The sequence below is a fragment of the Nocardia sp. CA-119907 genome (genome assembly GCF_050955995.1).
Taxonomy (GTDB): Bacteria; Actinomycetota; Actinomycetes; order Mycobacteriales; family Mycobacteriaceae; genus Nocardia.
In genome coordinates this window covers 3109158-3126406 of record NZ_CP192091.1, presented here as the reverse complement: position 1 = coordinate 3126406, position 17249 = coordinate 3109158, and the positions used below count along the sequence as shown (strand labels likewise).

General features: G+C 65.4%; 20 protein-coding genes and 1 pseudogene. 11 read left to right on the top strand and 10 right to left on the bottom strand.

All coding sequences use genetic code 11. The features are described from left to right. Positions 1 to 109: 109 nt before the first annotated feature. Entirely contained in the window at positions 110 to 604 is a 495-nt protein-coding gene (locus tag ACQP2D_RS13755; protein ID WP_433684087.1) for a luciferase family protein, read from the top strand. 29 nt (positions 605 to 633) lie between these two features. After that, complete coding sequence (locus ACQP2D_RS13750) at positions 634 to 1023, top strand: lipocalin-like domain-containing protein (RefSeq protein WP_433684086.1); 390 nt, start codon at positions 634 to 636, stop codon at positions 1021 to 1023. Positions 1024 to 1032: 9 nt separating this feature from the next. On the opposite strand, the gene ACQP2D_RS13745 is transcribed toward ACQP2D_RS13750, so the two are convergent. Beyond that, positions 1033 to 1554 (bottom strand): acetyl-CoA carboxylase biotin carboxyl carrier protein, encoded by a 522-nt coding sequence (locus ACQP2D_RS13745; protein ID WP_433684085.1) that lies wholly within the window; start codon positions 1552 to 1554, stop codon positions 1033 to 1035. Positions 1555 to 1566: 12 nt separating this feature from the next. Then, positions 1567 to 2349, bottom strand: coding sequence for an SDR family NAD(P)-dependent oxidoreductase (locus tag ACQP2D_RS13740; RefSeq protein WP_433684084.1), 783 nt, complete (start codon positions 2347 to 2349; stop codon positions 1567 to 1569). 151 nt (positions 2350 to 2500) lie between these two features. Here ACQP2D_RS13740 and ACQP2D_RS13735 point away from each other — a divergent pair, with 151 nt between their 5' ends. After that, positions 2501 to 2920 (top strand): nuclear transport factor 2 family protein, encoded by a 420-nt coding sequence (locus tag ACQP2D_RS13735; protein WP_433684083.1) that lies wholly within the window; start codon positions 2501 to 2503, stop codon positions 2918 to 2920. A gap of 37 nt (positions 2921 to 2957) precedes the next feature. Continuing rightward, entirely contained in the window at positions 2958 to 3569 is a 612-nt protein-coding gene (locus ACQP2D_RS13730; protein ID WP_433684082.1) for a malonic semialdehyde reductase, read from the top strand. Between the two features lie 96 nt (positions 3570 to 3665). On the opposite strand, the gene ACQP2D_RS13725 is transcribed toward ACQP2D_RS13730, so the two are convergent. Together ACQP2D_RS13725 and ACQP2D_RS13720 are read right to left on the bottom strand one after the other, a co-directional pair. Then, on the bottom strand, positions 3666 to 3983 hold the full coding sequence (locus ACQP2D_RS13725; RefSeq protein ID WP_433684081.1) for a protealysin inhibitor emfourin: 318 nt from the start codon (positions 3981 to 3983) through the stop codon (positions 3666 to 3668). Between the two features lie 29 nt (positions 3984 to 4012). Continuing rightward, on the bottom strand, positions 4013 to 5059 hold the full coding sequence (locus ACQP2D_RS13720) for a M4 family metallopeptidase (RefSeq protein WP_433684080.1): 1047 nt from the start codon (positions 5057 to 5059) through the stop codon (positions 4013 to 4015). A 689-nt stretch (positions 5060 to 5748) separates the two neighbouring features. On the opposite strand from ACQP2D_RS13720, the gene ACQP2D_RS13715 reads away from it, so the two are divergent. Next, positions 5749 to 6456: a 2'-5' RNA ligase family protein gene (locus ACQP2D_RS13715; protein ID WP_433684079.1), complete on the top strand. Its 708-nt coding sequence runs from the start codon at positions 5749 to 5751 to the stop codon at positions 6454 to 6456. On the opposite strand, the gene ACQP2D_RS13710 is transcribed toward ACQP2D_RS13715, so the two are convergent. Then, positions 6453 to 7694: a hypothetical protein gene (locus tag ACQP2D_RS13710; RefSeq protein ID WP_433684078.1), complete on the bottom strand. Its 1242-nt coding sequence runs from the start codon at positions 7692 to 7694 to the stop codon at positions 6453 to 6455. The genes ACQP2D_RS13715 and ACQP2D_RS13710 overlap by 4 nt on opposite strands. 262 nt (positions 7695 to 7956) lie before the next feature. Between ACQP2D_RS13710 and ACQP2D_RS13705 the strand changes: the two genes are divergently transcribed. The 4 genes from ACQP2D_RS13705 to ACQP2D_RS13690 all read left to right on the top strand — a co-directional run bounded on the left by ACQP2D_RS13705 (position 7957) and on the right by ACQP2D_RS13690 (position 10473). Beyond that, the gene (locus tag ACQP2D_RS13705) at positions 7957 to 8154 is read left to right on the top strand and encodes a hypothetical protein (RefSeq protein ID WP_433684077.1); all 198 of its coding nucleotides are present in this window, start codon (positions 7957 to 7959) and stop codon (positions 8152 to 8154) included. Next, positions 8154 to 8465, top strand: a complete 312-nt coding sequence (locus ACQP2D_RS13700; protein ID WP_433684076.1) for a hypothetical protein — start codon at positions 8154 to 8156, stop codon at positions 8463 to 8465. The genes ACQP2D_RS13705 and ACQP2D_RS13700 overlap by 1 nt, the downstream gene beginning before the upstream one ends. 5 nt (positions 8466 to 8470) lie before the next feature. Next, positions 8471 to 8722: a hypothetical protein gene (locus ACQP2D_RS13695; RefSeq protein WP_433684075.1), complete on the top strand. Its 252-nt coding sequence runs from the start codon at positions 8471 to 8473 to the stop codon at positions 8720 to 8722. A 278-nt stretch (positions 8723 to 9000) separates the two neighbouring features. After that, entirely contained in the window at positions 9001 to 10473 is a 1473-nt protein-coding gene (locus ACQP2D_RS13690) for a multicopper oxidase family protein (protein WP_433684074.1), read from the top strand. Positions 10474 to 10485: 12 nt separating this feature from the next. On the opposite strand, the gene ACQP2D_RS13685 is transcribed toward ACQP2D_RS13690, so the two are convergent. From ACQP2D_RS13685 to ACQP2D_RS13675, 3 genes and pseudogenes are all read right to left on the bottom strand, one after another. Beyond that, a complete protein-coding gene (locus ACQP2D_RS13685; RefSeq protein ID WP_433684073.1) occupies positions 10486 to 10956 on the bottom strand; it encodes a VOC family protein in 471 nt (156 codons plus the stop codon). Further along, positions 10953 to 11933: a DUF5996 family protein gene (locus ACQP2D_RS13680; RefSeq protein WP_433684072.1), complete on the bottom strand. Its 981-nt coding sequence runs from the start codon at positions 11931 to 11933 to the stop codon at positions 10953 to 10955. Before ACQP2D_RS13680 ends, ACQP2D_RS13685 begins: the two co-directional genes overlap by 4 nt. Positions 11934 to 12023: 90 nt before the next feature. Then, positions 12024 to 12247: pseudogene (locus tag ACQP2D_RS13675) on the bottom strand (alpha/beta hydrolase); the annotation flags it as partial. 279 nt (positions 12248 to 12526) lie between these two features. On the opposite strand from ACQP2D_RS13675, the gene ACQP2D_RS13670 reads away from it, so the two are divergent. Beyond that, on the top strand, positions 12527 to 14713 hold the full coding sequence (locus tag ACQP2D_RS13670) for an acyltransferase family protein (RefSeq protein WP_433684071.1): 2187 nt from the start codon (positions 12527 to 12529) through the stop codon (positions 14711 to 14713). A 30-nt stretch (positions 14714 to 14743) separates the two neighbouring features. Here ACQP2D_RS13670 and ACQP2D_RS13665 read toward each other — a convergent pair whose 3' ends face one another. Both ACQP2D_RS13665 and ACQP2D_RS13660 read right to left on the bottom strand, forming a co-directional pair. Then, the gene (locus ACQP2D_RS13665; protein ID WP_433684070.1) at positions 14744 to 15967 is read right to left on the bottom strand and encodes an aspartate aminotransferase family protein; all 1224 of its coding nucleotides are present in this window, start codon (positions 15965 to 15967) and stop codon (positions 14744 to 14746) included. 11 nt (positions 15968 to 15978) lie between these two features. Further along, a complete protein-coding gene (locus ACQP2D_RS13660; protein WP_433684069.1) occupies positions 15979 to 16335 on the bottom strand; it encodes a Pr6Pr family membrane protein in 357 nt (118 codons plus the stop codon). Between the two features lie 65 nt (positions 16336 to 16400). On the opposite strand from ACQP2D_RS13660, the gene ACQP2D_RS13655 reads away from it, so the two are divergent. Next, positions 16401 to 17246, top strand: a complete 846-nt coding sequence (locus tag ACQP2D_RS13655; protein ID WP_433684068.1) for a patatin-like phospholipase family protein — start codon at positions 16401 to 16403, stop codon at positions 17244 to 17246. Positions 17247 to 17249: the final 3 nt, after the last annotated feature.

Here is a 17249-nt window from a genome sequence, read left to right as displayed (position 1 = left end):
TCCTGGGGAGTCACTTTCCTCTTGGTAACTACTATACTTTGGAAAGTACTGTGAAACCAGGGGTCGCGAGCGAGCACCACCGCACGCGAAAACCGAAGGGAGCACAGTCATGACGACGATTTCCGTGGACGGGCGCATCGAACTGCCGCGCCGCGACGGCGAACGGCCACGCACCCGGGCACACAATCCGCACCAGCAGCTCAGTCAGCTGGCGCCGCCGGACCTCCAGGAGACCCTATGGTCGCGAATGACCACGCTGAACGGGGTACTGCTCGGTCGCAGCGGCGTATCACTGCCCGACACCCGCGCGCTGCATCTACGGCCGACCATGGCCAAGGGACCGGGCGAGGCGTATCTGGTGGGCACCGAATTCGCGCATCTGCACGGGCACGGCGACGGCAGCCTGCATATGTGCCTGCCGGAAGATATCGCGGCCGAGGCGATCGCGCAGGGCTGGGCGGAGCTGCATCCGATGGCCCGCCAGCGGTTCCTGCCGCAGACGCTGGTGATGGTCTACGGGCCACGGGATCTCGACGAGCTCGAGGTCGCCTGGCGGCTGGTGCGGATCAGCCACCGGTTCGCGCGCGGGTCGGCTACAGCGTGATTAGAGCGGCGGCCGCCATCGTGGGCGTCATGAACGCCACCGATCTCATCGGAACCTGGGAACTGATGTCCTACTTCGATATCGACGAAAACGATGCGACCAGCACCGGGCCATTGGGAGACGCACCGCGCGGCCTGCTGATCTACGGCGCGCACGGCTATATGTCGGTGAGCATGATGCGCACCGACGGGGCAACGGGCACACCGCCGTTCATGGGCTATGCGGGGACCTGGCGCCGCCGCGGCACGGAAATGGTGCACGCGATCACGGTGTGCTCCAATCCGGCCTGGGCCGATACCGAACAGGTGCGCCAGATGTCGCTGCACGGCGACATCCTGACGCTGATCGGTGCCGCACAGGTCGGCGGGCGGATGCAGCGCCGGGTGCTGACCTGGCGCCGCACCTGTCCGCCGTCCTGAATTCCCGTGTCATTCAGGAGAATACGAGAACAAGGGCTCATCGAATTGGACCGGTTCGTTGTCTTCCTTGAGTATTTCGGTGATCACGCCGCTGGCCTGCGCGGTCACCGGAATCATCAACTTCATCGCCTCCACGATGGCGATCTGCTGTCCGGCCGTGACCCGGTCGCCCACCTCGACGAAGGGGTCCGCGCCGGGTTCTTGGCTGCGATAGAACACCCCGACGCTCGGTGCGCGGAAGACCGCACCGGGTGTCGGATCATTCGGTGCGGCAAAGGTTTCGGCTGCTCCACCGGCCACATCGACCGTTTTACCGGCCACCGGGGCCGCGATGACCGGCGCGGCCGAGACCTGCCATTCGGCCTCGATCGTCACCTCCCCCACCTGGACTCGCAACGCGCTCGGCTGGTGCGGGAAACCCGCGAGCAGGTGCAGCGCGCCGGTCTGGATGGCATCGAGGATGCGCAGATACTCGTCGTGGCCCGCCGCTGCGGTCTCTTCGACTGCGGTGTTCTCTTCGACTGCGGTCATTGTCCCCACCTCTCAGTAATTGCCGAGTCCGCCACAGACATTCAGCGCCTGTGCGGTGACCGCACCCGCGCCGGGACCGATCAGATAGTCGACCATTGCCGCCACCTCGAACGGCTGCACATAGCGCCCGATCGGCACCCGGGCGCTCACCCTGGCGTGCACCTCATCGGTGTCGACTCCCCACAGACCGGAGTAGACCTCCCGAACCCGTTCGGCCATCGGGGTTTCCACGAAACCCGGGCATACCGCGTTCACCGTGATCCCGGTCTTGGCCAGTTCCAGTCCGAGCGCCTTGGTGAACCCGACAACGCCGTGTTTGGAGGCCGAATACGGCGCACCGTGCACGACCCCCTGTTTGCCGCCGGTGGAGGCGATGTTCACGATGCGCCCGCTGCCGCGCTCGAGCATGCCGCCCGCGGTCAGCACCGCCTTGGTCATCAGGAAGACGCTGTTGAGGTTGGTATTGATCACGTCGAACCACAGCTCGTCGGTGACCTGCGCGGTGACGCCGCCGCCGCTGCGGCCCGCATTGTTGACCAGGATGTCGATCGGGCCGTACCGCCGCACCCCCGCGTCGACGTACTCGCGGATCTGGGCGGCATCGACGACATCGCAGACCGTGCCGTCGACCTCGTGCCCGTCATCCTGCAGGCTCTTGACCGTATCGGTCAGCTTTTGCTGGTCACGAGCGCAGATGAACACCGCGATGCCCTGGGCCGCAAGGCTTTTGGTGATCTCCAGGCCCATACCGCTGGTCGCTCCGGTGACCAGCGCGACGCGCTTGCTTTCCGCCATGACTCCTCCATCGGTCTTTCCGGGCTTTTCGACCTCAAGACTCGTCGCGGGACCTATAGCCCGGGTCAACCCGCGCGCGGCTCGAGCCAGCCTCGAGCGGCATCGGCGACCGTTGCGTGCAGCCGCGCCCCGCCGCAAGCAAGGAGCCACCATGACCACCGTCGCCAGCCGCACCGAGTTGTACGCCGAGGTCCAGCAGTTCTACGCCGATCAGATGCAGCGGCTGGACAACCGCGATATCCCGGGCTACGCCGAAACCTTCACCGAGAATGCCGAATTCGAGCACACGCCGGGTCGGCCGCCGGCTCGGACCAGGGCGGGCATCATCTCGGACCTGGTCGAATTCCACAAGCGTTTCGAGGCCGACCCGATGCAGCGCAGGCACTGGTTCAACATGATCAACCTGCAGCCGCAGGACGACGGAACCATCGTCTCCACCGCCTACTGCCTGGTGGTCAAGATCCGGCCGAACAGCAAGCCCGAAATCGCGCCGAGCTGTGTCGTGCACGACGTGCTCGTCCGCGTCGACGGCAATCTGCTGACACTGTCCCGGCGCGTCGCCCACGACTGAAATCCGCTGTCCCCGACTATTTTTCGAGGAGAACCACGTGAACACCGCGCAGCCACAGACCCTGCTCACCCTTGCCGCCGAAGCCCAGGACCTGTTGTTCCGGGAGGCGCGCACCGCGAATACCTTCACCGACGCACCGGTCACCGACGACCAGATCCGCGATATCTACGAACTGGTCAAATACGGCCCGACATCGATGAATCAGCAGCCGCTGCGCATCGTTCTGGTCCGCAGCCCCGAGGCGCGCGCCCGCCTGGTCACCCACATGATCGAGGGCAATAAGCCGAAGACCGCCGCCGCACCCCTCACCGCAATCCTGGCCGCCGACTTGAACTTCCACGAAAACCTGCCGAAGGTCTTCCCGCACGCGCCAGCGGCCAAGGACTACTTCGAAGACCCCGGCTACCGCGCCGAATCCGCCCGCTTCAACGCCCTGATCCAGATCGGCTACTTCATCCTCGGCATCCGAGCCGCGGGCCTGGCCGCGGGCCCCATGAACGGTTTCGACGCCGCCGCCCTGGACCAGGACTTCTTTCCCGACGGCACGCACAACTCACTGGTCGTGGTCAATATCGGCATCCCCGGCGTGGACGCCTGGTTCCCCCGCTCCCCCCGCCTGACCTACGACGAGGTCGTCACCACGGCATAACTGCAATGCCGACGAGTGGCACGACGTGCGTCGCATCGCGTTCGCCACTCGTCGGCGACCACCAACAGCCCTCGCGGAAGATCGACGGAAATCTGTTCAGGTAGTCGGATCCGGTCGGGAGCGTTCGGCGAGTTCGGCGACCAGCGGTTGTGCCGCGTCGGGGATCTGCGGGTCGGTCCAGTGATAGGTGCTGGTCCGATGGCCGTCGGTGACGGTGAGTTCGTAGTCGAACTGATCCGGCATCGCCGGAGGGTATGTCGTCGTGTCCTGCTCGAGCAATGTGTCGTTGAGCAGGTCGGTGATGACCGGCGCCTGCTCGGCGGGCAGGTCGCGCGCGTCGACCGAGGTTGTCATCTCTATTCCGGCGAGGCCGCCGCTTCGCCGGAATTCGAGATGTACGTTCGGTGTGGCCATAGACACGATGGTATTCGCGGCCGTCAGATTCAGCGCAGCGGAACCTTCACGGCATCCCATGCGGCTTGCACCGCGCGCGCTTCGTTGCTTGCCCTTCCGAAACGGTAGCGGGCCTGTTTCAACGTCAACGCGGCGAAGTTGCTGAAGGTGGCGTTGGGTTTGAGCCCTGGGTCGATGAGTGCGTCGTACCAGACTGTTCCCGGCGTCTTCCACGCTTCCCCGCCCAGCGTGGTGGCGAGCACGTAGAAGGCGTGGTTCGGGATGCCCGAGTTGATATGGACGCCGCCGTTGTCCCTCGTGGTCTGCACGTATTTGGACATATCGGCGGGTTGGTTGTCGTGGGCGTTGGCCGTGCCGGGGGCCTTCAGCGATCGCAGTGCGGGTGACAACAGCGGTCCCACGATGTCCGCACCGATCAACCAGTCGGCTTGATCGGCGGTCTGGCCCAGGTGGTACTGCTTCACCAACGATCCGAACACGTCGGAAATGGATTCGTTGAGTGCGCCGGACTGATTGGAGTAGGTGAGATTCGCCTCGAACTGGGTGACCCCGTGGGTCAACTCGTGTGCGACCACGTCGAGGCTGCGGGTGGTGTCGGTGAACAGCGGGCCGCTGCCGTCACCGAAGAACATATGCCCCTGTCCATCCCAGAACGCGTTGTCGTATTTGGTGCCGAAATGGACCATTGCGGCGATCGGCATGCCCTGATCGTCGATGGAGTCGCGTTGGAAGACATTCCAGTAGAAGTCATACGTGGCGCCGAAGTTGTCATAGGCGGAGTTGATCGACGGGTCGGCAACCGGCGGCTGACCTTCGGCTCGGGCAAGCATGCCCGGCACCATCGCGGTGGAATGCTGCTGGTCGAAGATCGACCGCTGCGGTACACCGTTCGATACCGCGCCGACGGTCTGCTGTGGTTGTGGTCCCTGTCGGCCGGCGGCCTCGGCGCGCAGCATTCGGATGCTGTTGTCGAGATCCATGGACGCGAGCAGTGCTGCTCGCTGTTCCGGCGGAAGTTCACGCGCAACCGACTGCAGTAAATCGGGTGGGAGGATGCACGCTCTTGGGTATGGCATTTTCTGCTCCGTTCGGATGCTGTGCGGCGGCTGATTCTGGATGCGGGCAGCCGGTCGGGGCGCGGCAATGACTCGCGTTGCGAGGACCGTTCGGCCGCTCGACGTGATCCGGGCGTCCATAGCCGTCGAAAACGCTTGTGGCGCTATCGCTTCGGTGTTATTGCCGCAGTGGTTGAGCGGAACAGATGAGTGGCTTGTGGCTTACCCCCGGACCAGCTTCTACCTGCGCATTCATTCTCAGGCGGCGCATAGCCGCGGACACGGGTATGCGACTACTCCTTATTGCTGTAGGGACGATCTACCCGGGGCAGGTAGTGCCCGAAAGGGCATATTCCTTTCGGACACATGCTGCGGCCGTTGATCTGGGAAGCGCGGGTCGGTGGGGTTCAGCGGGTCGACGACGTGGTGGGTGGAGGCGTGGCGTCTCGCCTACTCCAACCGGTCGAGTCCCCGGTAGGCGGGCCGCCAGATGTTCTGGTAGGCCGGGCGGGCTCGGGCAGGGGTGCGAACATGGTGGCGACCTCGGTGTCGGTGGCACCGTCGAGCAGCCACGTTAGCGCGTGGGATTGTCGCGCGCTGAGGCAGCCAGGACTGCCATCCAGGTATTTCATCGTGGACAGAGCCTCGACCGCGGCCCGTACACTCGCGATCGGAAGATCGCGACAGCTGACGGAGGGAGTCACCGGCTCATGACCGCCAGTTCGAAACGCCCATTCCCGCTGTCGGGTCCAACGTCGACATCCGAGCCGAGCATCATCCGAAGCAACGACTGGTCGGCCTTCCGCGGACTGACCGCACTCCATGACCACTGGACGTTGAAAGGGTGGGCGCCCGGCCGGTCCGTCTACTACTGGTATCTGACGTTCAGCGATCCCGCGCTGGCCGAACTCGCCTCGGAGTGCCAGGGTCGGCTCGAGGCCGACAGCCTCGACCACGTGTCCCTCGACGGCCTACACCTCACTGTACTCAGCATCGGCGACACCGATCAGGTATCCGACAGCACGCTCACACGGTTGATCGATCTCGCTCGTCGACGGCTGGCCGGGGTCAAGTCATTCGATCTGAGCATCGGTCCCCTCTCTGGGTCTCGCAGTGCGATAAGGTTTTCCGTTACGCCTTGGGATCCGTTGCTCAACCTGCACCGGTTGCTCAGGGAATGCACCGTCGCTGTTCGACCGAACAGACAACTCACTGAAACATCAGAATTCCGACCACATCTCGGGATCGCCTACATCAACAAGCGGCAAATGGCGAACAGCCTGGTTGATGCAGTCCAACAGCTTCGGGATCTCGCACCAGTGCAGGTTCGAGTCGATAACGTGCGCCTCGTCGAACTGCGACGCGACGGCAGACGGTATGTGTGGCACGATCACGCGGTCATTTCGCTCGCCATTTAGCGATTCTCGGGCGCAGCGAAATGCCGCGCCGATGAAGACCAATCGCGCAGAGTTTCGATGTAGTCCTTGGACGTTGCGGTCGGTATCGCCCCGATCACTTCGCCGAGTTCGTGCGCGCGCTGCCACACCGACCGAATCGGCCGGTCATGCGAAGTAGCCAGCGCCTCGATCCCTAGCTGGGCAGCATGCTCGACCTCCGCGGAGCGCTGCTGAACAAGTGCGGTCGCAACATCAAGACGGACCAGGGAGCGACTCCAGACGGAGTCGGACTCGTTCACTCGATCTTCGACGTATCGACTGAACTGCAATGCCTGTTTGTGCTCGCCAGCGGATAGAAATGCGGTCGCCGCGTTGGCCATAAGGCGCGCCTCACCGTACGGAGCGAAGGTCAGCGCGGGGGTCAGCCCGGAGCCGGGATTGTGCTCCGAGGCGATCAATATTGCGCGGTCGATAGCCTGCGCGACTCCAGTTGCATTGCCCAACTTGCCAAGTGCGCGGGCAAGGCCGTTCGAGTACAGGCGGATTGATTGAGGGCCGGGACCCGACACGCGGATCCCTTCGAGCGCGAGGGCGACCGACTCCGTGAAATGCCCTTGGTAGTAGGCACAGAAACTCTCCGTCCCCAGCACCCATGCTTGCAGGTCGCGGTCTTGCAGCCGCGCAGCGATGGCGAATGCTTCCCGGCAATACATCTTGGCGCGGCCGAACATACCTCGGTTGACCGCCATGTAGCCCAAGACGCCGGAAAGCTGGCCGGCAATCCGATATAGGTGCTGCATCTGGGCCGGATGGCACCGGTGCTCCAGCAGCTGTTCAACTTGTCGACGCGCGGCGACCGTCTCCGGCGCAAGAACTTGCGGACCTTCCAGCTCGTAACGGTCGACCAGGTCCGCGATGGTGAGTGCCAGGACCGTGGCCGCGCCGTCGTCGGCGTCGAGGTCACTGAGCCGCTGCATCCGATCGGCAATCTCTAACCCCGTCTCGAAGCCCTCATCGCCGATTGATCGAAGTGAGGTTGCAGCGCCTACGGACGTGCTCGCGATATTCGTGACGCTCGCCTCGAACCGCTCACGTTGTTCTGCATCGAGGCGACGCAAGAGTGTATCCATCGATGCTGCGTATTGCCCGGCAAGAGTGATGGTCGCGCCCCGACGTTCCCATTTGCGCACGACCGCTTCGGTGTAGCCGATGATCTCGGCGAACTCCTTTTGTGTCACACGCAGCGCCGCCACGCGCATGACTTGTACCTCAACCCCTGTCCAACTCGTAACGATCATCGCGATCCGCCCACCCGCAATCGTTGGTCCGTAGTCGCAGCGTAGAGGTTCCGTAGCGGTCGTGTGGCTTCAATCAGTCGGGAACCGGAGAGATGGTTGGTGTGCATCCCGACGCCCAGGAATTTGCTCGTAACCCCAGCGTATGCAGGTCGTCTGATCCACCGCCGGTCTAGCAGCGCGCTCATCGGCGCGGGTGCCTCAACCGCAGCCATGGGGAGGAAATGTGGCGAATTCGAAACTGCCGCAACGTGGTCCGTTCATCGGTCCGCCAGCCAATCGCGTCGGCGCCACAGCCGATGTGGTGGAGCGGTTCGCGGAGGCCGTCCGCGAATGGGCGGATCAGCCTGTGCCCACCGAGTTGTCCCGGTGCCGGGGTGCCGCATCTCCCGGTGTCGGGGACCCGGCCTCGGAGGACGTGTGATGCGCCGAGATATGTTGCGGACCACGCAAACCCGGGACAGCCGCAAGATCGCGGTATGGCGATTGGCGGGGTGTTCCACACGGATCCTGCGCGTCCGATTCACCACCGAGTCGTTCACCGCGTATCGTCTGCCCGCCCGCACACCGCTGATGGGAGTACAACCTGGAACGGTCATGTTCGACCCGTATCCCGATCTGGCAGACGCACGGGAGTTGCTTCCCGAGCACGGCGACTTATGGGATGCGCTTCGAGGCGACTACTGGGCCGCGCTGCTCAACCGGACGGACGTTCCGAATCCTGTGGGGGCGTGAGCCCGATGGCAGAGGTAGTTCGGGCGCGTCCGATCGAGATCGCTCCATCCGTGCGCGCATTGCTCGCGGCCTTCCACGAGGACACCCACCGCAAGCTCGCCCTGGCCCCGATCGATAGTTCTCCGATCTTCCATGCGGCAGACGGCAGACTCGGTCGAGTGGACGACGACGGTTGGATCTCCGACTTGGATACCGACCTGGATAGCGACGACGAAATCAGTGCGCCGACCAGCGTTCACGACGAACAAACGCCGTGACCGACCGAGAACCGCGAGCACCGACCCGCCCCATGCCAATGGCACCACTCCCACCCGGGCGGCTGGAACCGTTGACATCATCGCGGCCCAGCGACCGATCGTGTCTCAGGATCCGGTCGGCAACCTGGTCGGACTGTTCCAGCGCCACGAGGTAATGCCCATCGATCAGCGTGGGCCGATGTATCGGCACCCGATATCGTGGTTCTTCTCCGGGATTCCGGAGGGGTTCGCATCCGCATCTTCGATTTGTCGGGATACCTGAAGGATGTGCATCGACCATGCCTGTGGATCGACGTGATTTCCTCATTTGGAGCAGTCTGGCCGTACTGACGGGCGCGGGAGTGGGCGGCGGCGCGACGGCCGGGTGTTCCCGCACGCGGCCCGATCCCGGCAAGGCCGACTACACGCTGCGTATCGACCGCGGCCAGATCGAGGTGGCGTCGGACCGGACGGTGTCGACCACCACCTACAACGACCAATTCCCCGGCCCGCTGCTGAGATTCACCGAAGGACAGCAGGTCACGGTGGAGGTCCACAACAACAGCGACACCCCCGAACAGCTGCACTGGCACGGGCAGCGCCTGCCCGTCGACAGCGACGGCGCCGCCGAAGAAGGCACCCCGTTCATCCCCGCGCACGGCATGCGCCGCATCACCTTCACCCCCGGCCCGGCCGGGTTCCGGTTCTACCACACCCACCTCACCCCCGGCCCTGACCTCACCGGCGGCCAGTACACCGGTCAGATCGGGCTGGTCTACATCGAACCGAAGCAGCATCCCGGCGCCTTCGATCAGGAGATCTTCCTGACGCTGAAGGAATTCGAGCCCAGCCTCAACCAGAACGAGGAGATGCCGGCGGACTTCCTGGTCGGCGAGGAAGTACCGGAACTCAAAGACCGTGGCGAGGCCGCGATGACCGCGTCACTGACGCGCGGCGAACCACATGGCTACGAGGTCGGCTACCGCACCTTCACGATCAACGGCCGGGCCCTCGGCCACGGCGACCCGATCCGCGTGAGATTCGGTGAGCGGGTCCTGCTGCATGTACTCAACGGCAGCGCCACCGAAACCCGCAGCCTCGCACTGCCCGGTCACACCTTCACCGTTGTCGCCCTCGACGGCAACCCCGTCCCGAATCCGGTCGCGGTGCCGGTGCTGTGGCTCGGCACCGCCGAACGCGTCTGCGCGATCGTCGAGATGACCAACCCCGGCGTGTGGGTGCTCGGCGACACCTCCGACGACGACCGCGAACACGGTATGGGCATCGTGGTCGAGTACGCCGGTCGAACCGGTGACCCGCAGTGGGGCGCCCCACCACCGTTCCGATGGGACTACCGGCTGTTCACCACAGCGGATCGGACCGCACCGGCACCAGATCAGGTCATCGACATGCTGATCGACAAACGCAACGCCGCCCAGAACGGGTTCAACGTGTGGACCATCAATGACACCCCGTTCTCGATGGCCGACAAGCGGCCGATCCAGGACGTCACCCTCGGCAAGCGGTACCGGCTGCACCTGCGCAATGCCACCGACGACGTGCACCCCATGCACCTGCACCGACACACCTTCGAAATAACCAACGTCGCGGGCACACCGACCGCGGGGGTGCGCAAGGACGTCGCGATGGTCGGCAGCTACCAGAGCATGGACATCGACTTTCTCGCCGACCAACCCGGCCTGTCCCTGCTGCACTGCCACAGCCAACTGCACATGGACTTCGGGTTCATGGTCCTGCTGCGCGCCACCTGAACCCGGTAACCGCTAGCTTTCTCCCTTGTCAGCGCTCCCTGCCTGCCGGTCGGCGTATTCGCCGTGGAGCATGCCGGTGGCCTGGCCGATCTCGATGAGGTAGCCGTCCGGGTCGCGGAGATAGCACCGGATCTCGGCTTTGCGGTCGAGTGGTTCGGTGAGGAATTGTGCCCCTTTGGATTTGGCGTCGGAGTAGAACGCGGCGATGTCGGCGACCCGCACGTTCAAGAATGTCGAGATCGGATCACCTGGTTCATGGGCGGTCAGAATGATATCGGGCTTATCCGGGGTAGGGCCGCCGCCCGGGTTCATGATGATCCAGCTGTTGGCGACCTTGACGATGGCCGGGTTTTCCGCCAGCACGACCTGGCCACCGAAAATTTCGGCGTAGAAATCTCGGGACCGAGCCACGTCGCGCACGGTCAGGAAATGCGTCAGGAGCAGTCCCTGTTCGGGAGCAGGTAGGTCATTCCGATTGGTCACGATTCCCTCCGTTCGTTCGGTGTTCGCTGTTTCGGGTCCCACCGGTGCGGATCGCATTCGAGTGCTGCTCGGTCCCACTTGCCGCATTCGGCGGCCGCTCGATAAGTGGTGTGCAGGAATTCCAGCAGGCTTCGTTCCGGATCTGCGGCGGTGCGTACCGCCTCGTAGGGCAGCAGAAACTGGCCGTTCTCGGCGCTGTAGAAGGCGTGCCGAGGACCGACCGGATAGTCGGCGAAGCCGTCGGGTTCGGGATAGGCGTAGGCGTAGAAGGCGCCTTCTTCGCCGCCACCCGGCCAGAAACCGCAGCTGCTCAACTCGTGGGAGTAGCCCTCTACCATCACCCAATTACCGCAGTTGGGTGCGCCGCCCGGATGCTTCGGTGCGGTGCGGCCGGAAAACCTGGTGCAGGCCAGATCCATGGCGCCCCAGAAGAAGTGCACCGGGCTCACCTTTCCGATGAAATACGAGCGAAACTCGCTCATTACTCGATGGGCCGCGACGAGTTGACGCCAGAACAGATGGACGGCGTCGCGATCATAGGAAGCATGTTCGTAGTCATCGGCGAACGGGATCGCAGTATCGACCTCGTTGGGCTTCGCCTGAATCTGTACCGCAATGCCGAGCTCGTCGAGCGCGCCCATCGTTTCGGCATAGAAATCTGCCACCGGCTTGGGTTCGAGCGCGACCTGACGGGCGTTGCCATCACCGGCTCGAATGTGCAACCGATGCTCGGTGAAGTCGAACTCGATGTCGAACACACCGGCCTCGTAGGGCATCGCGGAGGTGGTCAATCCCCGCGGGCTGACGTAGAGGGTCACCTGCCACCAGTGGTTGATCATCGGCGCATGAGCGAGTCGAATCTTGCCGATGATCTGGGTCCACATGTGCACCGTGTCGCGGGTAGCGGTCCACTCCTCGACCCGCAAGCGCGGCCAGCGTAACGACGACGTGATCTCTGTGCGAGCGGTCTCGGCCATCAGCTTCCTCGGTCCGTCCGTCGGTTTCGGTGCCGGTCGCGGCGCGGATTCTGCGGCCTTGCCGTGACGTCGCTGGAGTCGGCCCCGGTGTCAGGCATTCAGGAAGGCGAGCAGGTCCGCGTTGACGGTCTCCGCCTGGATGCTCGGCATGCCGTGCGGGGAGCCCTCACAGGTCTTCAGCGCGCCGTTCTCGAGAAGCTGCGCGGACAACGGGCCGGAGGCCCTATACGGAATTTGATCTGATCGTCCTCGCTGTGCATCACCAGCACCGGCACGGTGATCATCTTCAGGTCTTCAGTGTAGAAGGTCTCTGTGCCGTCAATGGTGGTGATCGTGACCAGATACGACCCTCCTTGACGAGGAGGCGATGACGCTGCCCTCCCGCGCTACCAAGGTACGCCGGATGCCCAGCCCGGGCCTGGTTGTTCCTGGTTCCACGGCTGACATCGCTTCGTCCTGCCGGCTCGGTTAGAGCCAGAAATACCGACTCGGGGGTCGGTTTTCAGATTTCACGCGGCGCCGATACGGGCTGTCGACAAATACCACATGTCGCTGCGCCGATAGCCGAAAAATAGCTGATAAGAATGCGTCCTATGACAGGGACCGCCTCCACCGAATTGCTGGTCCGGCAGGCCGACTCGGACGACCGGACGTACAACGCGCGGCCTGCGCGCGCGGAATTTCGGGCCGACGTCGAGGGACTGCGTGCGGTCGCGGTGCTGGCCGTCGTTGTCTTTCATGCGGGTGTGCCCGGCGTCAGTGGTGGATTTGTCGGTGTCGATGTCTTCTTCGTCATCTCCGGATTCCTTATCACCGGGATGCTGTGGCGTGAGGTGGCGGCTACCGGAACGATCGGGCTTGCGCGGTTCTATGGCGCCCGGGCGCGCAGGTTGCTGCCTGCCGCGGGCATCGTGTTGGTGGCGACCGCGGTCGGTGCGGCGACGCTGTTGCCTCCGCTGCAGGCCCGCGAGGTGCTCGGCGACGGGATTGCCAGTGCGCTGTACGCGGGAAATTATCGGCTTGCCGTGCACGGCACCGACTATCTCGCCGCCGATGCGCCGCCTTCGCCGTTTCAGCACTACTGGTCGCTCGGGGTGGAGGAGCAGTTCTACTTGTTGTGGCCTGCGCTGATCATCGGCATCGCCTGGTCTGTGCGGCGCCGACGCAGGCCAGCAGCGGACGCCTCGCCGGTTCCGTATCTGCTCGTCCTCGCGGTAGTTGCCGCGCTGTCGTTCGCGGTTTCGCTGGCCTGGACCAGCACGCTGCCGTCGTGGGCGTTCTTCGCGCTACCCGCGCGGGCGTGGGAGCTGGCTGTCGGCGGCATCGTGGCGCTTTCGGTCCCCGGATGGCACCGATTTCCGGCACCGCTGGCCACCGTCGCCGGGTGGCTGGGGCTGGGATTGATCGTCCTGAGTTGCATCCACTTGGACGGGCGGACACCGTATCCCGGCACTGCGGCGCTGCTACCCGTGCTGGGCGCCGCGTTGATCGTCGCCGCGGGCTGTGCCGCACCCCGGCTGGGCGTCGGTCGCGTACTGTCGGCAGCTCCGCTGCGGGCGCTCGGTCGTCTTTCGTACTCCTGGTATCTCTGGCACTGGCCGGTGCTGCTGCTCGCGCCACGGCTGGTCGGTCACCCGCTCGATGCGCCCGGCTCGGTGGGCGCGGTCGTCACGGCCGGTGGCCTCGCCATGCTCACGCTGTGGTTCGTCGAGGATCGGGCCCGTTTTGCGGCGCCGCTGCGGCATTCGGCCGCGCTGAGCCTCGCCGGCGGCGGTGCGGTCACCGCGGTCGGCGTCATCGTTGGGGTGGTGCTGCTCATGCTCGTGCCCGTCCCGGTGGGCCGTGGCGCGCCGGCCGAGGCCCTGACCGTGGTGACGTCGCCGGACGCGCCGCAACCGGAAGCCGGTGATCCGCACGACGCGGTGGTTCAACAGCTGACCGCGCAGGTGCAGGCCGCCGTCGCGGCATCGGCCGAATCGCAGTCGCTGCCGTCGAATCTCTCCCCGGCACTCGCCGACGCGCCGGCAGACAAGGCGACGGTGTTCGGAAACGGTTGCGTGCGTTCCTGGCTCGATGTCGGACAGCCCGAATGCGCGTCGGGCGATACCGGCTCGGAGAGCACGGTGGCACTGGTCGGCGATTCGCACGCCGCGATGTGGAGCCCCGCGTTCGAGCAGATCGCCGAGCAGCGCCATTGGCGCCTGGAAACGCTGAGCAAGGTCACCTGCCCGCTGATGGAACTGCCCATCACCAGCCCCTACCTGGGCCGGGAATACACCGAATGTGTGCAGTGGCGGCACCAGATCCTGTCCCGGCTGCAGGCCGAGCATCCGCGGCTGATCGTGCTGAGCATGTCCCGGCGATACGGCGGCGACTTCGGGTTCACCACCTACGACCAAGCCTGGATCGATAGCCTGACCCGGCTGACCACACAGCTGCGGGCGACCGGCGCGAATGTCCTTGTCCTCGGGCCGATTCCGGATCCGCACAGCACCGTGCCGACCTGCCTATCCGACCATCTGGACGACGCGCTGGCCTGCGCCCCGCCGCGGCCGGTCGCCGTGAACGACGCGGGCATCGCCGCCGAACGGGCCGCGACGACGGCGGGCAACGGGCAGTACGCGGACCTCACGGCGCTGTTCTGCACCACCGACCGCTGCCCGCTCATCAACCGCAACAACCTGATCTACCGGGACGACAACCACCTGACGGTCAGCTACGCCAAGTCGCTCGCGCCGATCGTTGCCGCGCTGGCCGACCGCGCGCTCGCCCGCAACTGAACCCGGGCCAACTTCGCTGCGATCGGCCGACTAGCCCAGAGCGCGGGTGAAGCCCTCGACGAGTTCGTCGACCTGGTCGTCGGTCATCACGAACGACGGCGAGATCTGCATGGCGCCCTGACCGGCGGCACGTCCCGAAATGCCATGTTCCCGTAGGGTTTTCACCAGCGGCAGGCCCTCGGAGGGATCGGCGAGCTGGATCGCGGCGACCGCGCCGAGACCGCTGCGGACCTCGGCGACGCGCGGGTGATCCGCGAGCGGAGCGAGCTTCTCGTGCAGGGTGGTTTCCAGGCGCTTCGCCTCGTCGAGCAAGCCCTCGCGTTCGACGATGGCCAGGTTGGCCAATGCCGCGGCGGCGGCTCCGGCGTGGCCGCCGTAGGTGTAGCCGTGGCGCCACCAGACACCGCCACTGTAGAAGGGGGCGGCGATATGGGGGGCGATGAAGACCGCGCCCATCGGGACGTAGCCGGAGGTGAGGCCCTTGGCGGTGGTCATGAGATCGGGTTCGAGATCGAAACGGGTTGCGGCGAACCAGGATCCGCCGATGCGGCCGAAGCCGGTGACGACCTCGTCGATTACGAAGAGGATGTCGTGGTCGCGGCAGATGCGGCGGACCTCGGCGAGGTAGCCCTCTGGCGGCAGGTACACCCCGCCCGCGCCGATAATGGGTTCGCAGAAGAAGGCGGCGATGCGCTCCGCGCCGATCTCCTCGATGAGCGCGAGCAGCGCCTTCGCATCGTCCCATGCGACGGTGCGGGCATCGGGCATCAGCTCGCCATAGCCCTCCCGATTGACCGGGATACCCGCCAAGGCCGTTCCCGCGACGTGCATTCCGTGATACGCGCGCTGACGTCCGACCACGATCGTCTTATCCGGGCGACCCAGCTCGTGCCAGTAGCGGCGGGCGAGTTTCGCGGCGGTGTCCACCGAATCCGAGCCGCCGGAGGTGAAGAAGATCTTGCTGCCGGGCACCGGTGCGATGCTCGCCAGCTTCTCCGCCAATTCCTGGGTGGCGGGTTCGGTGAAATCACCGAAGTTCGAGTAGTGCGCGACCGTGCGCAGTTGCTCGGCGACCGCGTCGGCTATCTCCGCGCGACCATGCCCGACATTGGTGAACCACAGCCCGGCCGTCGCGTCCAGATACCTGGTACCCGCCTGGTCGTAGACGTAGGCACCCGCACCGCGTGCGACGACGAACGCACCGTCGCGTTCGACGGCGCCCATATCGGCGAACCCGTGCCATAGCGCACCCATATCAACCACCTCTACCTCGACAACCACATCACTACGTCCGCACTGCACCGGCCGAAGCCCGATTCACCGAGCGCGACCACCGCGAGTGCGAGCAGCGCGAACCCGATGACCGGGACCACCAGGCCGCCACCTATCTGTCGGCACCGGTCGTTGAACCGGTACGGATACCAGTCGACGATCGGCCCACGGATCAGGGTGCACGCGCCGCAGCCGAGCGGGCGGACCGACCCGCCCGCGATCAGCCGCCCGGAAACCCAGCACGACCGGCGCCAGCCCCGGTCCACGACCATCACGATAGGCATGAACCAGTGCGCCACCTCATCCACCCACCTCTGTTCGCCCCAGCGGGCGATATCCGCGAGCAGCACCGCGAACGCGGGCCGCAGCCGCCGCTATGGCAGCCGCTACTCGATCGGGCCGTAAGGTCGGTGCGGTGGAACAGTTTCCGAGTCGGGCGCTGGTATTGGGCGCCGGTGGTGTCGTCGGCACCGCCTGGATGGCCGGTCTGGCCGCCGGATTGCGCCAGCACGGCATCGCTCTCGCCGCCGCCGACCTGATCGTCGGCACCTCCGCGGGCGCGATCGTCGGCGCGGTCCTCGCTTCCGGCCGAGATCCGGGCGAACTCGCCGCACCCCGGCACCCCGCGCCGTCCGACCCGCAATTACCTCCGCCCGACCCGCGCGCGCTGGGCCGCGTGTTCGCGGTCCTCGGCGATAGCGAAACGGCACCGGAGCTCAGGCGGCGACGAGTCGGCGAGATCGCGCGCGAAATGAGCGCCGAACACGATGCCGTCCACGTCGAGCGCATGCGAACCCTGATCGGCACCGCACAGTGGCCGGACCGATTGCTGGTCGTCGCCGTCGACGCCAGCGCGGGCCAGCGCCGAGTCTTCGATCAACGCGATGCGGTCGCCCTGCCGGACGCGGTGGTCGCCAGTCGCGCGATGCCCGGCGTCTACCCGCCCATGACCATCGGCGACCGTCGCTTCATGGACGGCGGCATGTACTCCGCCACCAATGCGGATCTGGCCGCCGGGGCCGAACTTCTCGTCACCATTCATCCACTGGCACACCTGTTTTCGACCACCGCCCTCGACGCGGAACTGCGATCCGCGCGGCCCGGAGAGTCATTGGCGATCACCCCGGACCAACGATCGATCGATGCCTTCGGCAGCGACCTGCACGACCGCGCACACTGGATACCGTCCTTCCGAGCCGGATTCGCCCAAGCGGAGGCGGAAGCCACCCGCCTCCAACGGATCTGGCCGACCGCGAGGTAGCCT

What these genes read in the sequence shown, in the direction of transcription:
- ACQP2D_RS13710 (WP_433684078.1), bottom strand. Translation starts at nt 7,694, where the DNA reads ATGCGCGTGGCGGCGCTGCGTGTGACACAAAAGGAGTTCGCCGAGATC.
- ACQP2D_RS13750 (WP_433684086.1), top strand. Translation starts at nt 634, where the DNA reads ATGAACGCCACCGATCTCATCGGAACCTGGGAACTGATGTCCTACTTC.
- ACQP2D_RS13690 (WP_433684074.1), top strand. Translation starts at nt 9,001, where the DNA reads ATGCCTGTGGATCGACGTGATTTCCTCATTTGGAGCAGTCTGGCCGTA.
- ACQP2D_RS13740 (WP_433684084.1), bottom strand. Translation starts at nt 2,349, where the DNA reads ATGGCGGAAAGCAAGCGCGTCGCGCTGGTCACCGGAGCGACCAGCGGT.
- ACQP2D_RS13720 (WP_433684080.1), bottom strand. Translation starts at nt 5,059, where the DNA reads ATGCCATACCCAAGAGCGTGCATCCTCCCACCCGATTTACTGCAGTCG.
- ACQP2D_RS13755 (WP_433684087.1), top strand. Translation starts at nt 110, where the DNA reads ATGACGACGATTTCCGTGGACGGGCGCATCGAACTGCCGCGCCGCGAC.
- ACQP2D_RS13680 (WP_433684072.1), bottom strand. Translation starts at nt 11,933, where the DNA reads ATGGCCGAGACCGCTCGCACAGAGATCACGTCGTCGTTACGCTGGCCG.
- ACQP2D_RS13735 (WP_433684083.1), top strand. Translation starts at nt 2,501, where the DNA reads ATGACCACCGTCGCCAGCCGCACCGAGTTGTACGCCGAGGTCCAGCAG.
- ACQP2D_RS13695 (WP_433684075.1), top strand. Translation starts at nt 8,471, where the DNA reads ATGGCAGAGGTAGTTCGGGCGCGTCCGATCGAGATCGCTCCATCCGTG.
- ACQP2D_RS13670 (WP_433684071.1), top strand. Translation starts at nt 12,527, where the DNA reads ATGACAGGGACCGCCTCCACCGAATTGCTGGTCCGGCAGGCCGACTCG.
- ACQP2D_RS13665 (WP_433684070.1), bottom strand. Translation starts at nt 15,967, where the DNA reads ATGGGTGCGCTATGGCACGGGTTCGCCGATATGGGCGCCGTCGAACGC.
- ACQP2D_RS13700 (WP_433684076.1), top strand. Translation starts at nt 8,154, where the DNA reads ATGCGCCGAGATATGTTGCGGACCACGCAAACCCGGGACAGCCGCAAG.
- ACQP2D_RS13715 (WP_433684079.1), top strand. Translation starts at nt 5,749, where the DNA reads ATGACCGCCAGTTCGAAACGCCCATTCCCGCTGTCGGGTCCAACGTCG.
- ACQP2D_RS13725 (WP_433684081.1), bottom strand. Translation starts at nt 3,983, where the DNA reads ATGGCCACACCGAACGTACATCTCGAATTCCGGCGAAGCGGCGGCCTC.
- ACQP2D_RS13745 (WP_433684085.1), bottom strand. Translation starts at nt 1,554, where the DNA reads ATGACCGCAGTCGAAGAGAACACCGCAGTCGAAGAGACCGCAGCGGCG.